At 42.9% G+C, this 13,720-nt stretch carries 16 protein-coding genes; 6 read left to right on the top strand and 10 right to left on the bottom strand.

Features of this window, described 5'->3' with window-relative positions; genetic code table 11:
• The first annotated feature begins 24 nt into the window (after window positions 1–24).
• Complete coding sequence (locus tag NKT06_RS14400; RefSeq protein WP_253435475.1) at window positions 25–1,005, top strand: aldo/keto reductase; 981 nt, start codon at window positions 25–27, stop codon at window positions 1,003–1,005.
• Between the two features lie 77 nt (window positions 1,006–1,082).
• Here the strand turns inward: NKT06_RS14400 and NKT06_RS14395 are convergent, their stop codons facing one another.
• The 3 genes from NKT06_RS14395 to NKT06_RS14385 form a co-directional block, all read right to left on the bottom strand.
• On the bottom strand, window positions 1,083–1,454 hold the full coding sequence (locus NKT06_RS14395) for an iron chaperone (protein ID WP_253435472.1): 372 nt from the start codon (window positions 1,452–1,454) through the stop codon (window positions 1,083–1,085).
• 127 nt (window positions 1,455–1,581) lie between these two features.
• The gene (locus NKT06_RS14390) at window positions 1,582–2,055 is read right to left on the bottom strand and encodes an HIT family protein (protein ID WP_253435469.1); all 474 of its coding nucleotides are present in this window, start codon (window positions 2,053–2,055) and stop codon (window positions 1,582–1,584) included.
• Window positions 2,056–2,209: 154 nt separating this feature from the next.
• On the bottom strand, window positions 2,210–3,250 hold the full coding sequence (locus NKT06_RS14385) for an NAD(P)-dependent alcohol dehydrogenase (protein ID WP_253435464.1): 1,041 nt from the start codon (window positions 3,248–3,250) through the stop codon (window positions 2,210–2,212).
• A gap of 192 nt (window positions 3,251–3,442) precedes the next feature.
• On the opposite strand from NKT06_RS14385, the gene NKT06_RS14380 reads away from it, so the two are divergent.
• Complete coding sequence (locus NKT06_RS14380) at window positions 3,443–3,856, top strand: MerR family transcriptional regulator (RefSeq protein ID WP_253435461.1); 414 nt, start codon at window positions 3,443–3,445, stop codon at window positions 3,854–3,856.
• 96 nt (window positions 3,857–3,952) lie between these two features.
• Here NKT06_RS14380 and NKT06_RS14375 read toward each other — a convergent pair whose 3' ends face one another.
• The gene (locus tag NKT06_RS14375; RefSeq protein ID WP_253435458.1) at window positions 3,953–4,534 is read right to left on the bottom strand and encodes a TetR/AcrR family transcriptional regulator; all 582 of its coding nucleotides are present in this window, start codon (window positions 4,532–4,534) and stop codon (window positions 3,953–3,955) included.
• 292 nt (window positions 4,535–4,826) lie between these two features.
• Between NKT06_RS14375 and NKT06_RS14370 the strand changes: the two genes are divergently transcribed.
• Complete coding sequence (locus tag NKT06_RS14370) at window positions 4,827–5,750, top strand: AraC family transcriptional regulator (RefSeq protein WP_253435455.1); 924 nt, start codon at window positions 4,827–4,829, stop codon at window positions 5,748–5,750.
• Between the two features lie 125 nt (window positions 5,751–5,875).
• Here the strand turns inward: NKT06_RS14370 and NKT06_RS14365 are convergent, their stop codons facing one another.
• From NKT06_RS14365 to NKT06_RS14350, 4 genes are all read right to left on the bottom strand, one after another.
• Window positions 5,876–6,898, bottom strand: coding sequence for an NADH:flavin oxidoreductase/NADH oxidase (locus NKT06_RS14365; RefSeq protein WP_253442569.1), 1,023 nt, complete (start codon window positions 6,896–6,898; stop codon window positions 5,876–5,878).
• An 81-nt stretch (window positions 6,899–6,979) separates the two neighbouring features.
• The gene (locus NKT06_RS14360) at window positions 6,980–7,342 is read right to left on the bottom strand and encodes a rhodanese-like domain-containing protein (protein ID WP_253435452.1); all 363 of its coding nucleotides are present in this window, start codon (window positions 7,340–7,342) and stop codon (window positions 6,980–6,982) included.
• A gap of 215 nt (window positions 7,343–7,557) precedes the next feature.
• Window positions 7,558–7,983: a MarR family winged helix-turn-helix transcriptional regulator gene (locus NKT06_RS14355; RefSeq protein WP_253435449.1), complete on the bottom strand. Its 426-nt coding sequence runs from the start codon at window positions 7,981–7,983 to the stop codon at window positions 7,558–7,560.
• 187 nt (window positions 7,984–8,170) lie between these two features.
• On the bottom strand, window positions 8,171–9,199 hold the full coding sequence (locus NKT06_RS14350) for an ABC transporter substrate-binding protein (RefSeq protein WP_253435446.1): 1,029 nt from the start codon (window positions 9,197–9,199) through the stop codon (window positions 8,171–8,173).
• A 211-nt stretch (window positions 9,200–9,410) separates the two neighbouring features.
• On the opposite strand from NKT06_RS14350, the gene NKT06_RS14345 reads away from it, so the two are divergent.
• Entirely contained in the window at window positions 9,411–10,223 is an 813-nt protein-coding gene (locus NKT06_RS14345) for an undecaprenyl-diphosphate phosphatase (RefSeq protein ID WP_253435443.1), read from the top strand.
• Between the two features lie 97 nt (window positions 10,224–10,320).
• On the opposite strand, the gene NKT06_RS14340 is transcribed toward NKT06_RS14345, so the two are convergent.
• Window positions 10,321–11,499, bottom strand: coding sequence for an MFS transporter (locus NKT06_RS14340; protein WP_253435440.1), 1,179 nt, complete (start codon window positions 11,497–11,499; stop codon window positions 10,321–10,323).
• Window positions 11,500–11,855: 356 nt separating this feature from the next.
• Between NKT06_RS14340 and NKT06_RS14335 the strand changes: the two genes are divergently transcribed.
• Window positions 11,856–12,221: a winged helix-turn-helix transcriptional regulator gene (locus NKT06_RS14335; RefSeq protein ID WP_253442567.1), complete on the top strand. Its 366-nt coding sequence runs from the start codon at window positions 11,856–11,858 to the stop codon at window positions 12,219–12,221.
• A gap of 109 nt (window positions 12,222–12,330) precedes the next feature.
• On the opposite strand, the gene NKT06_RS14330 is transcribed toward NKT06_RS14335, so the two are convergent.
• Entirely contained in the window at window positions 12,331–12,819 is a 489-nt protein-coding gene (locus NKT06_RS14330; RefSeq protein ID WP_253435436.1) for a GNAT family N-acetyltransferase, read from the bottom strand.
• Window positions 12,820–13,019: 200 nt separating this feature from the next.
• Here NKT06_RS14330 and NKT06_RS14325 point away from each other — a divergent pair, with 200 nt between their 5' ends.
• Window positions 13,020–13,685: an MBL fold metallo-hydrolase gene (locus NKT06_RS14325; RefSeq protein ID WP_253435433.1), complete on the top strand. Its 666-nt coding sequence runs from the start codon at window positions 13,020–13,022 to the stop codon at window positions 13,683–13,685.
• Window positions 13,686–13,720: the final 35 nt, after the last annotated feature.

Below are 13,720 nucleotides of genomic sequence, written 5' to 3'. Positions count from 1 at the left end.
CATTAGAAAGGATTTGAACATAACATGGAATATACGAAACTTGGTAACACTGGCTTGGACGTATCTCGATTTTGCCTGGGATGTATGGGGTTTGGAGACGCCAGTAAATGGGTTCATCAATGGGTATTAAATGAAGAGGACTCTCGCCCCGTGATCAAAAAAGCGCTGGATCTGGGCATCAATTTCTTCGATACAGCCAATATATACTCTCTGGGTACGAGCGAAGAGTACCTTGGTCGGGCGTTGAAGGATTACGCCAATCGGGATGAGGTAGTCATTGCAACCAAAGTACATGGACAAATGCATAAAGGACCCAACGGCTCTGGCCTTTCCAGAAAAGCCATCCTGAGTGAAATTGATAAAAGTCTGAAACGATTGGAAACGGATTATGTAGATCTGTATATCATTCATCGTTGGGACTACAACACGCCTATTGAAGAAACCATGGAAGCCTTACATGATGTGGTGAAGTCCGGTAAAGTAAGATATATTGGCGCTTCAGCTATGTTCGCTTGGCAGTTCCAAAAGGCATTACATGTAGCAGAGAAACATGGTTGGACCAAGTTTGTCTCCATGCAGAACCACTTGAACCTCATCTACCGTGAAGAGGAACGCGAAATGTTGCCTTTATGCAAGGAAGAAAAGATTGGTGTGACTCCTTACAGTCCTCTTGCTTCAGGCAGGTTAACCCGTGACTGGTCCGTATCAACGCTTCGATCCGAGACAGACGAAATCCAGAAATCCAAGTACAATGCGACCAGTGATGCAGATCGACTTGTTGTTGAACGGGTTGCATCCATTGCAGAAAAATACGGTGTCCCTCGTACTCACATCGCACTTGCTTGGTTGCTACAAAAAGATACTGTAGCGGCTCCAATTATCGGTGCCACCAAATTATCACATCTGGAAGATGCTGTAGGTGCTCTTTCCGTTAAGTTGACCTCAGAAGATGTGACATTCCTAGAAGAACCTTATGTACCTCACCCTGTAGTAGGTGCTCAATAATCGCCTATAGGTGCTTATAATGTAGAAGCCCCCCTCTTTCCACATACGGAAGTTGGGGGTCTTTTTATGTGTACGATCTATTTGCGCCAAAATGTTGAACATTCTGCCTTATCCGCGATATTAAACTCAATCATTCTCTCAAGCAACGAAAAATCAATCTCCTGCTTCCACTTCATCCGCACCAATTCTTTGGTGTGATCATAACCGGCTTTAATGATCTCTTCCGAAAAACGATTAATTCCTGCCTTCTCGGGAGCAACAGCCAAATGTTGCTTGGATACACTAAAACCGATAATGAAGGTATCATGGTCGGTAAACATCGGTTGGTTCCATGCTATTTTTTGTTTTAAATTCGGGAATCTTTCAGTGATCCAGTTCAACACTTCTTCCGTTCGTGCCTGGTGTTCCGGGTTATCGATGCGTGCTATAAATTCTGCAAAGGTCTCCATTGGTTTCCCCCTATATCATGAAATATACTATCTAATTTGCCCCATTCAAACTCATTCTATCATGAATATCTAATTCAAAACTCCTTATCTGCCCGATAACTCAAAACGATAAGTAGCTTGCTAGACTTTAAATGTTTTCCTTAATCCAAGAACGCAACTGTTCAGCACAGAATGCGCGTTCATCTGGATCGGATTGAGAACCCTTTGTCAGATAAAGTTGATCATTCACGTATCTGGGATAAACATGCAGATGATAATGCCATACATCTTGATTACCTGCAGGTTCATTATGCTGTCGTGTAGAGATTCCTTCACATCCATATGTACTTTTCATTGCCAATGCTGTAAGTTGAGCCGCGCGGTGAATTTCAACAGCGTAGTCCGCAGGTAGTTCAAAGATGTTCTCGAAATGTTGATTTGGAACAATAAGAACATGTCCTTTATTGTTTGGCAACCATTTGCCTGCTATAAATGCCGTTACCTTTTCATTCTGATAGATGATATCCCTTTGTTTGGTTCCCTGACCAGATCGCTCGATACCCCAAATACCACAAAATGGACATTCGTACCCTTCAGGCTGATGTGAAAATAATGCTGTCATCTTTTAAACTCCACTCCTATGCATTTTTTCTAACTAGCTATTAGACGTATGCAACTTCTTTTCGTTGCGTTCATATAAAAGAACAGAAAAGCAGCTGACCTTATCGGCAGCTGCTTTCTTCTAATTTTAAAAGATCAATAATCACACTTCACAATTACAAGGTGTTGATATCAATAACAAAGCGATATTTCACGTCGGAAGCCAGTACACGCTTATAAGCTTCGTCAATCTGATCAGCCGAGATAACCTCAATGTTAGGCGCAATATCATGTTCTGCGCAGAAATCAAGCATCTCCTGCGTCTCACGAATGCCACCGATCATGGAACCTGCGAATGAACGGCGATGACCGATGAGAGAAAATACGTTTACGGCTAATGGTTCTGCAGGAGCACCCACGTTCACGAGTGTACCATCGAGCGTGAGCAGTGAGAAGTACGCGTTAATATCAATATTGGCACTCACCGTGTTAATCATCAGATCAAAGGTTCCTGCAAGTTTTTCGAAGGTCTCCGGTTCGCTTGTGGCAAAGTAATGATCTGCACCAAATTGCAGTCCATCTTCTTTTTTGCTCAAGGATTGGGAGAGGACCGTTACTTCTGCACCCATCGCATGTGCGATTTTGACAGCCATATGACCTAGCCCACCCATACCTACAACGGCAACCTTCTTACCTGGGCCAGCTCCCCAGTGATGAAGTGGTGAATACGTCGTAATACCGGCACACAGCAAAGGTGCAGCTGCATCAAGTGCAATGTTATCAGGGATACGAACGACGAAATCCTCTACGACAACAATATGAGTTGAATATCCACCTTGCGTAGGCTCACCGTATTTGTCTACTCCAGCATAAGTTTGAATATTTCCTTTGAGACAGTATTGCTCTTCACCTTTGCGGCAGTTAACACATTCACCACAAGAGTCGACCATACATCCGACCCCTACTCGGTCACCAACCTTATATTTGGAAACTCCGCTTCCTACATCAGTTACAATCCCGGCAATTTCGTGCCCAGGAACGAGTGGATAGTTCACAGGACCCCATTCACCGTGGGCTGTATGGATGTCAGAATGGCAGATACCCGCATATTTAATCTCGATTAATACATCATTGGTATCCAGATCACGTCGTTTAATTTCAGCACTTCTGAATTGTTGGTCTGGTCCGTCGACGGCTCTGGCTTTAGCTATAATCAATGGTATAACCTCCTCGTAATTTAAAGTCCAAAATAATCTTACTCCCTCTAGTTAACTCTAGGTCAAATGCTTATCTTATTTTTTTATATCCAACGTACTTTGACATCCAATAATCCAACATGGTAGAATTCACTCGGATCAATCCTAGAGTTAACTCGAAGTCTACCCCTAGTAGAAAGGAATTCATTCTAAATGACCTATTCAATCGGTGAAGTTGCCAAAAAATTAGACCTTACGGTATATACATTGCGTTACTATGATAAGGAAGGACTTATGCCTTTTGTAGAACGTACCACGAACGGAACTCGGTTGTTCAAAGATTCAGACATCGACTTTCTAAAGATCATTCAATGCCTGAAGCTGACCGGGATGCCAATCAAGGACATCAAAGATTTTATTGAATGGTGTTCTGAAGGGGACTCCACCCTGAAGCAAAGATATGATATGTTTACGGAACGAAAAGCTAGCGTTGAAGCCCAAATGGAGGAACTAAGAAAAACCATGGAAGTCATTGAGCACAAATGCGCCTACTACGAAACTGCTCTGAAGGCTGGAACAGAAGAGATTCACAGATCAAAACCAACAGTAGATGCCATCACCAATTGATGGTTCATCCTTTCTATTTTCAAAAATTAGCGCACACAAAAAGTAGCTTGAAGTCCTTTAACGGATTTCAAGCTACTTTTTGTGGTACGTCTCTACTCATCTTTTCTCCAAAAGTTTTATCGATACATTGATAATTCGATTTAATTTTTCTTTATCCGTCGAGGTTCTGTTCATGGCTCGGATGCCGACAGAAATATTGTGCAGGTACTCTGCCATTTCCTTTGCATCATGGTCTGAGGAAAATTCTCCATCCCGCTGTCCCCATTCGACGATCTGCTCGAACATTCGCTCTGTATCGTTAAATGATTCAAGGGACCGGATATCTACGTCCGAATCGCGTGTGCCCAGTTCTACTGCCGAGTTCACGATCAGGCAACCCGATGGTGTATCCTCTGCTTTACTGATCAACAATCCATAAATTGTATGCAGTGCTTCCACTGCCGTCTTGGACGCTTTAACTTCTGCAAGTAATGTAGCACTGATCTTGCCTTTATAACGATCCATAGCCTGCAAGAACAATGTATGTTTATCATCAAATGTATCATATATACTTCGGCGATGTATTCCCATATGCTCCACAAGGTCACTCATCGACGTCTTCTCGTAACCTTGTTCCCAGAAGATCTTCATTGCTTTATCCAACACTTCGTTCACTTCAAACTCTTTACTTCTAGCCATTTGACTTCCCTCCCAAAATCAATCTAACACATCGGGAACGATCAGTAAATAAAAGAGGCAGATAACTCTTTTCCTTCTCATCTGCTCACGGATTAGCCGATCCGTAAGTGTATATCTTCTGTACTTGTTGTATATCATGACCTGTGTACTTGTGAATATGTAACAATCGGTCAGCATGTCTTATCTATTTACATCAAATGTTTGCCTAATCCTATCCGTTTTCTACCGTCTTGGGTCAATATGCGATAGAATGTGAGTTATTATGATATTGTGCGAAAAAGGAGATCTACGTATGTCTGATCGATTACACGAACATCAAGACGAATTAGCCAGTCGCATTGACCGCTATTCCAACAAGGATGGGGTGCACCCGACGGCTATCCCTTCATTATTTCTAATCCGTGAATCGGTTGTTACTGAACCTATATTTAGAGTGAATGAACCTTCCTTCTGCATTATCGTACAGGGTCAGAAAGAGGTGCTGCTGGGACAGGATCGTTTCCGATATGGCCCAGGAAGTTATATCGTGGCAACCGTGGACTTGCCGGTAAGTGGACAAGTGATTCAAGCCTCGTCTGAGGCTCCCTATCTGGCCCTGAAACTTGAATTCACATCCAGTGAGATTCTGGAGGTATTGAACCACTCCGATTTCCCAGCAAAACCGAGAAAAACGACGAAACGTGCGATGTTTGTCAGCCAAGCTGAGCCATCTCTGCTGGATGCAGTTGTCAGGTTAACACGTTTGTTGGAAGATCATTCGGAAGATATTCCACTGCTTGCTCCTTTGTTCAAGAAGGAAATTCTCTATAAAGTTCTGAAAGGGCCCCATGGGGTTGCCTTGGAGCAAGCTACCATGGAGGGTAGCCACACCTATCGAATCAAAGATGTTATTGATTATATTATGAATCACTCTGATCAAAATTTTCGGATTGAGGATCTGGCGGATTTGGCGAATATGAGTACTGCCTCGCTGCACAGACACTTTAAAGAAGTCACTGCCATGAGTCCGATTCAGTTTCAAAAACAACTTAGGTTGCAAGAAGCTCGGCGCTTGTTATTATCCAAGTCCACCGATGCAGCAGATGTAGCATTTCAGGTAGGTTACGAGAGCCCTTCACAATTCAGTCGTGAATATTCTCGCATGTTCGGATTACCGCCCAGAGAAGACATTAAACGCCTGCGAGGTAAAACCGATGAGACGACGACCATCTCTTGACTGGTTAGTGGCTAATATCGTTCCTTAACTTGTCTGGGTTAAATACAAAAAGGACTCCTTCTGTGTTGTCAATCGGAGTCCTCTCTTGTTCATGTATTGATATAGATCATAAAATAACTAATTTGTTAAAAACCAGTCGTATATTGTTTTGGAACGTCCGTGTTTTTGCGTAAAGTAGACGCCGCTTCCAATGCCCAGTAAGGATTTCTTAACAATCCCCGGCCAACTGCAACCAGATCAGCTTCTTCATTTCCGATGACTGCGTTCGCCAAGGTAGGATCATCGAGTCTTCCAACAGCAATCACAGGCACATTAAGAGCCTCTTTGATTGCTTTAGCGAGAGGCACTTGATAAGCCGCGTGAGTTCCTGGTCTGCCCCACGCAGCAATCTGTCCCTCGCCACCAGATGAGATGTGAAATACGTCAACGCCTGCCTCTTTATAAGCCTTGGCAAACTCGGAACTTTCGTTAATGCCGTAGCCACCTTCTACATATTCTTTTGCTGAAATGCGCATTATCAAGGGCATATCTTCGGGCATCTCTGCCTTGGCAGCCTGAATAATCTCCCGGCCAAATAACGTTAAATCTTGACCATATTCATCTTCGCGCTTGTTCGTTAGTGGAGAATGGAATTGATGAATCAGGTAACCATGTGCACCATGAATCTCAATCGCATCAAATCCCGCTTTCACAGCACGAGCTACAGCACTCCGGAATTTTTCAACCATGGCTTTCACTTCACCCGTTGCGAGCGCTCTCGGTTGCTTGGAATTCTCATCAAAGGCAATCGCGGACGGAGCAACTGGAACTTCGGCATCTTCTGCCTTGCGGCCTGCATGTGCAATCTGGATACCCACTTTGGCACCATAACTGTGACACGCATCGACAATCCGTTTCAGAGCCGGGATCTGTTCATCAGACCACAGGCCGAGATCAAAGTCTGTAATACGGCCATCCGGTTCGACATCTGTCATTTCAATGATAACGAGACCTGTACCTCCCACAGCACGACTAACGTAATGCATAAAATGCCAATCTGTTGCTATACCATCTTTCTGATCAACTGAATATTGGCACATTGGAGCCATTACAACACGGTTTTTGAGCTCTAAACCTTTAAAAGAATATGGACTAAACAAATCTGTCATCATATTAAAATCCTCTTTTCTTAAAATAATCAAAATGCATGCGCAAGCATTAAATTTACCATATTAATTTTCCCGTATATTTTACGAAATCACATCAACCTTATACTTCATCACATAAAGGTATTTGAATCCACGCTTCCGCAATATGCGTGCAGCCTTTTTGGATTGGAGTATGCCAGGAGACATAATAATCACGTTATCTTCGCGATGTAGGTATTTTTCCCATGTGAAAGCAAGACGTCCCACTGAGATGTTAATGGTATCCGGTGTAGGATTATCCAAGTAATCTGTTGCATCTCGGATATCGATCACCTTATATTGTCGAAAATCACGATGTTGTCTGAGATATTCTTCATAATCTATATATTTAAGATTAGGCAGCGGCCAAAATGGACGAACAGCAATGAAAATTCCTATCACGGACACCAGTATAAATCCAATCATCGCAAAGCCCTCTCTTACCTCTAGGGTTATCGTAAAATGTTTCTCCATTTGATCACACGACTAACACCTTCATATTCAGTACCTCCTTGAAAATAAATCCCCGCACACCATATAGAAGCATGCGCATGCATTTAATTTACCGGATATATTCAAACGTGTCAAGTCTTCTTATAGGGTAAAAATATGATGTTACCCTATAGTTTTCACCCTAAGACTTAAAACAATTTTTTTGTAAGGTTCTCTAATTGAGTCTCGAATCCGTCTTTTTCAAGTTCGGTTTGCAAGACCTGGTTATAGGTTTGAAGTGCTTTGTTATATTTGTTTTCACCAAGGTTAGTAATACGAGTGTAGATCCCACGTCGGTCATCTTCGCATATATGTCTTTCCAATGCCCCACAGTCTTTCGCTTCCATCCTTACTACAAGTCTGGATACCGCACTTTGGCTCAACCCCACCAATTCTTGCAGTTGAAGCAGACGTAACTTCTTTTCCTCTGCATTCGATATAAAATGTAAAACATAAAATTCTTTCAAAGATAGATCATATTCCTGAAGCAGTGCCAGTTCCAACTTCTCATTCAGATGGGTATGAATGTTAGACAAAGACAACCATACATTTAATAGTTCACTTTTTTGTTGCAATTCTAGATCACCCCACTTGATAATAAATGTTCATCAACAGTTCTCTTATTGTATCAAGCTTAATTAGATTGGTCAAAATCCATACATGATCGACCTATATAAATTAATGCCGTCATAAAAAGAGCATTTCCGCGTCTTGTAACGACGCTTGGAAATGCTCCAGTACTATCAATTATGCTGTTCAACCTTACTTCGTCGAAAGCAGACTATCGGAAATAAACTGCAGTTGACCTTCCAACGTTAACGGATCGTTATAAGAGTCTGAAGTCGGGTCAAGCTGGAACACATGATTGGCCTTCACCGCAGGCAAATTCTTCCACAATGGATTATCATATACGATCTTGGGATCAGTTTTATCTCCCGACCATGGGCTGGTGAAGATGATATCCCCCGCATACTCCGGTAATAGTTCCATCGAGATCGATGCCCAACCAGTTCCACTGTCAATCGCTTCAGCTTGAGCCTTGGCAGGTGCCTTGAGACCAAACTCTCCATAAATAATTTCACCGCCTCGGCCGTAGTTGTGACCAAATACAAATAATCCTTTGGCATACGGATTCAGAATGGATACCGTGCGATCACCCACAGCTTCCTGAACCTTAGGCTTCATTTCGTTAATCTTTGCTTCCCATTTAGCATTCCATGCTTTAGCTGCGTCTTCTCTATTGGTGAGCTTACCCATTTCAAGCATGAGATCCTTGAAATTGCGCTTACCATAATCAATCTGTACAACTGGCGCAATCTGCTCCAGCTTGTCGATGCCCTCTGTGCCTGTGTACACAATAAAGAGGTCGGGTTTTAAGCTGATCAGACTCTCTGGTGTAGGTTTTTCACCCAGATCACTGGTGCCCGCTGCAGCAAGTTGATCCTTAATATACTTGTTGTTCATCGCACCTGATAAAGCGCCGACTACTGGTGCATCCAGGGCAACAAAGTACCCTGTCGAAAATGATGTCAAATCAATAATACGCTTAGGATTCTTGGGTACCTGTACTTCTCCTGCATCCGATTGATATGTAACGAGTTCCTCTTCGGCAGTTGCCGTTGGTTCAGCGGAAGAAGCTGAATCCGATTCAGTCTTGGTTTCTGTCTCCGTAGCTGCATTCGTGCTGTCCCCGTTCGTACTATTGTTCGTGGCAGACTGGGCACATGCACTAAGTACAATCAGCAAGATGAGTGCCATTATGATCCATATTGATTTTGTCTGTTTACGCAAAATAAACCCACCTTTTCGTTGATATTGATAATCGTTATCAACGATATCATGCTCTGCAGGATTTGACAAGCTATGTTTATTTCCCTCAATCTATGAACTCTAACTTGCAAGTCACCAACTTAAACGGCTATCATCAATAGAGTAGGCAAGTCATTTTTATTAAAAAGAGAGATCATTGGAAAGACAATGAAACGTATTCAAGGAGGACAACATGGAAGAGATTATATTGTGGTTAAAGTATTTGTTTTTAGGTATTGTTCAAGGTGCGACGGAGCCGATTCCCGTCTCCTCTAGCGGTCATTTGATCATCGCCCAGAAACTGATGGGCATTAAGCAGAATGGATTGTCATTTGAGATTTTAACAAACACGGCATCACTTATCGCTATTATTTTTATTTTCCGGGAAGATATCAAAAAGTTGATTATTGGCGCAGTTGGTTACCTGAGTACTCGTAAAGAAGAATATAGAGCAGACTTCATGTTTTGCTTATACATAATTATTGGTACGATCCCTGCTGCTGTTGTTGCGGTCCTGTTCAAGGATCGCATTGAAGAAATTTTCTCGTCCGTATATACCGTTTCCATCGCGTTATTGATCACCGGGGTTGCCTTGTGGTTGATTCGTAATCTTCGTGGTCGCAAGCAAGACGGTGATCTGTCTACGAAAGATGCGCTGTTGGTGGGTTTGGCTCAGGCGGTCGCTCTTATTCCAGGCATTAGCCGCTCTGGAGCGACGGTAATTGCCTCCATCGCTGTCGGCATGAAACAGGAAACGGCTTTGAAGTTCTCCTTTATGCTGTACATTCCCATAAGCATTGGTGGACTCATCATGGGTGTATCGGACATTGCCAATGATCCGAACCGATCACAGCTGGCTATTCCTTATCTAATCGCATTCATCACGACACTATTCGTTACCTATTTCTCCATGAGATGGTTTATGGGCATTATGGCGAAGGGCAATCTGAAATACTTTTCGTATTACTGTTTTGCCGCAGGAACATTGTTGCTGATCTTCTTATAAATATGACGTATACAAAAGGAACAACCCACATGGGTTGTTCCTTTTGTATACTATGGATAGTGCCATATTCCATGAAAGCACTGTTTAAAATGCCGCTCTATAATGTTAGACTGGGCTCTTTATCTCTCTTGTTAACCCGTTCTGTCGCAACAAACATGATTCCAAACAGGAAAAGTAAAATTACAGGGACCATCGACATCCCCCATTGGCTTGCAATAAGCCCCATACCTAACGGAATGAGTGTTGACCCCGTATAGGCACTAGCCATTTCAAGTCCAATTACACTTGGGGATGCCTTCTCTCCGAAGCGTTCGGGTGATGCATGAACAATGCTTGGATAGATTGGCGCTCCACCTAATCCCACGATCAATAAAGCACCTGCAGCAACCCAATACGGAATCGGCATAACCAGGATAACCAGTCCGAAGCATCCAACGATTCCACCATATCTAATGAGCATTTTGCTGGATACATGAGTCGAAAGAAAGCCTGAGATGACACGTCCCAAGATGATGCCAATGAAAAATAGGGAGGAAAGTGCTGCGGCAGTACCTGGAGATACTCCTTTGCTACCTATGAAGAACGAAGCCATCCACAGACCGGCTGCAGTTTCGGAACCATTATAACAAAGCATGGCAAGCATCGACATTTTCACGCCAGGGATGCGTATGGCCTCACGATTGCTCACCCGTTTCTTCTCATCAGCAGACTCCTCTACTCTTTCCTTCTCGAAAATTCTCCATAGAGATAACGTTGATAATAAGATCACCGCGATCCCAAGCAGAATTAATCCTACAGTGACGTATCCTGCACGCCAGTTGTTTGCTTGATTCAGCCAATATGCCATAACGAGTGGGCCTGTCACTGCACCAATTCCCCAGAAACAGTGCAACCAGTTCATATGCTTGGCCTTGAAATGCAATGCTACATAATTACTTAGTGCCGCATCCACCGAACCTGCTCCCAGACCGAGAGGGATCGCCAGAATCAGTAAAAACACAAAATTCTCAGAGAATGAGAATCCCAACAGAGCGATCGTTGTTGAGAGGATACTGAATAGTGTGACTTTACCTGTTCCAAATCGGTGTAACAATCGACTGGCCGAGAGACTGGACACGACTGTACAAAATGAAACAATTAACGATATGTACCCTGCCATTTCTGTTGTCGCATGTATATCGTTCTTCATAATGGACCAGGCACTGCCAAGTAAAGCATCTGGCAATCCAAGCCCTATAAATGCGAGATAGATAATAATTAACAATAACGTGACCATCTGGGTATGCTCTCCTCAGTTTGTTTAATTTCTGACTCTCATTGAACCACCCATATAATAATATTGATATTTTTATCCGTAATCTTCCTATATTTTGACTTGATATATCAGTATTCTGATATGTGGGCAACCAATTAATTATTCCTATCCATCAGGGATGAATAGATGCAAAAGATAAGTCGCCGATAAGGTGACTTACACCCTTTTATCCTGCAATTGCAGCTTGAACAGAAGAATTTTTTTTGAGGCATCGTAAATCTCCTTTACTTCAAAGTAAGGTTAGTATAAACTGAGCCCAATCCAATAAATAGTACGGTCTTTAAGGATAGGTACTACCCGAAAGGATAGTGTTAATGATGAGTATGGCTGAATACCACGGTAAAGTTAAAAACATTCAAGATACCCCTTTTGGATATACGTTGTCCGTTATTGGTGGTAAATGGAAAATGGTGATTATGTATCTTCTGGCAGAAAACCCGCCTGTTCGCTTCAATGAACTGAAAAGGCAGATCGGAGCCATCACGTATAAAACGCTGAGTTCACAGCTCAAAGAACTCGAAGCAGATGGCATGGTAGAGCGGAAAGAGTACCCTCAAGTCCCTCCTAAAGTCGAGTATAGACTGACAGTCAAAGCTGAGAGATTACTGCCCGTTTTGGAAGGATTGTGCGAATGGGGCGCTCAACATCAAGACCCATCGATCATGCATTCCGCAAAGGATTAAAATCCTTGGTCTATCCTTTCAAAAACCGGATAAGTTAAAGCTAAAAAAGTCGCCCATAGGCGACTTTTTCTTGTATCTTATGCTCCTCTACCCGTTCAGTGAACAGAAGTTATGATTTGTGCGTAGCATTTACCTTTTCGTGTGCGAGGTCTTTCTGGTAGGCTAACACTTTGTCCCAATTGCCACTGAACACAGGGATTCGATAATACCCTACGCGCTCATATAGCGCTGCAGCTTCCGGCTGCAAGGGACCGGTTTGCAGTTTCAGGTTGGTATAACCAAGTTCGATTGCAAGACGCTCCGCCTCAGCCAAAATCGCCTGGGCTATCCCTTTACGGCGGTAGCCACTGCGTGTATACATGCGTTTAACTTCTACAGATGTTTCATCAAGGGGTCTAAGTGCTCCGCAACCAACCGGGTATCCGTCGATCCTGGCAACGATAAAAGCCGCCCGTGGCACCTCAACGTCGGACAGTTGAAATCCCGCCGTTCCATCACCGCCATATAACAAACCGAGTTCTTCACTCAGTTCCTTGATCAATTGCAGCGAATCCTCGCTCCGAATATCTTCAGCTGCTGCATGCACGATATGTGTCACCCCACATACCCCCTTTATCTTATTGGACTTATTGGTTTTAATGATATATCTAAATTATCATTCCCAACAGCAAGCGTCAATTCCCCCATCCATTGAATATTTCTATAAGTATTCACGTATCTTTTTGCCGTCTTTATTCGTTTACCTAAGTAATATAATGATCTTTTTCTATATCAATTTATTTTTTGGAGGTCGGCATTATGGAAATTCTAAAAGGAATAGAGATGTTACAGCTCAATTTTGAAGGGAATGTGATTCACCCTATTCTAATACGGGATGAAGAAACAGCTGTGTTAATTGATACCGGTTTCCCAGGGCAATATGACGATTTACGTCGTGCGTTAGAAAAGTTAGGCATGCCGATCAGCCAACTTAAAGCAGTAATTTTGACGCATCAGGATGTGGACCATATCGGGTGTCTTCCCGAGATTTTGCAAGATTGTGGCTCACAAGTCAAGATATATGCGCATGAACTGGATAAGCCGTATATTGAGGGACAGCTGCCTCTTCTCAAAGACGGTCACCTTGAACATCTTCCAAAGGGCAGAGTAGATGAAACGGTGACTGATGGTCAGGAACTTCCGTTTTGCGGTGGAATTCGCGTTATTCATACACCTGGTCATACGCCAGGTCATATCAGTCTTTATCTGAAGCAAAGCAAGACACTCATTGCCGGAGATTCAATGTACAGTGTGGACGGCATGCTTGGAGGCATTCATGAACCAACTACCCTGGATATAGAGATTGCCCGGTTATCATTGAAAAAATTTACCGAACTCGACATTACATCTGTGTTTTGTTATCACGGAGGACTGAGTCATAGGAATGTAAATGAACAGATCTCAGGACTTACTCAAGAGTTATAAATAATAATATTGCTGTTCCACGAAAGGGCCGTCTA

The sequence above is a fragment of the Paenibacillus sp. 1781tsa1 genome (genome assembly GCF_024159265.1).
Taxonomy (GTDB): domain Bacteria; phylum Bacillota; class Bacilli; order Paenibacillales; family Paenibacillaceae; genus Paenibacillus.
This window is presented reverse-complemented; position numbering and strand designations above follow the sequence as displayed.

Excerpts from the sequence above, each read along its gene's own strand:
- NKT06_RS14400 (WP_253435475.1), top strand. The coding sequence starts at position 25 with ATGGAATATACGAAACTTGGTAACACTGGCTTGGACGTATCTCGATTT.
- NKT06_RS14395 (WP_253435472.1), bottom strand. The coding sequence starts at position 1,454 with ATGGAGACCTTTGCAGAATTTATAGCACGCATCGATAACCCGGAACAC.
- NKT06_RS14390 (WP_253435469.1), bottom strand. The coding sequence starts at position 2,055 with ATGACAGCATTATTTTCACATCAGCCTGAAGGGTACGAATGTCCATTT.
- NKT06_RS14380 (WP_253435461.1), top strand. The coding sequence starts at position 3,443 with ATGACCTATTCAATCGGTGAAGTTGCCAAAAAATTAGACCTTACGGTA.
- NKT06_RS14375 (WP_253435458.1), bottom strand. The coding sequence starts at position 4,534 with ATGGCTAGAAGTAAAGAGTTTGAAGTGAACGAAGTGTTGGATAAAGCA.
- NKT06_RS14370 (WP_253435455.1), top strand. The coding sequence starts at position 4,827 with ATGTCTGATCGATTACACGAACATCAAGACGAATTAGCCAGTCGCATT.
- NKT06_RS14365 (WP_253442569.1), bottom strand. The coding sequence starts at position 6,898 with ATGACAGATTTGTTTAGTCCATATTCTTTTAAAGGTTTAGAGCTCAAA.
- NKT06_RS14360 (WP_253435452.1), bottom strand. The coding sequence starts at position 7,342 with ATGATTGGATTTATACTGGTGTCCGTGATAGGAATTTTCATTGCTGTT.
- NKT06_RS14345 (WP_253435443.1), top strand. The coding sequence starts at position 9,411 with ATGGAAGAGATTATATTGTGGTTAAAGTATTTGTTTTTAGGTATTGTT.
- NKT06_RS14340 (WP_253435440.1), bottom strand. The coding sequence starts at position 11,499 with ATGGTCACGTTATTGTTAATTATTATCTATCTCGCATTTATAGGGCTT.
- NKT06_RS14335 (WP_253442567.1), top strand. The coding sequence starts at position 11,856 with ATGAGTATGGCTGAATACCACGGTAAAGTTAAAAACATTCAAGATACC.
- NKT06_RS14325 (WP_253435433.1), top strand. The coding sequence starts at position 13,020 with ATGGAAATTCTAAAAGGAATAGAGATGTTACAGCTCAATTTTGAAGGG.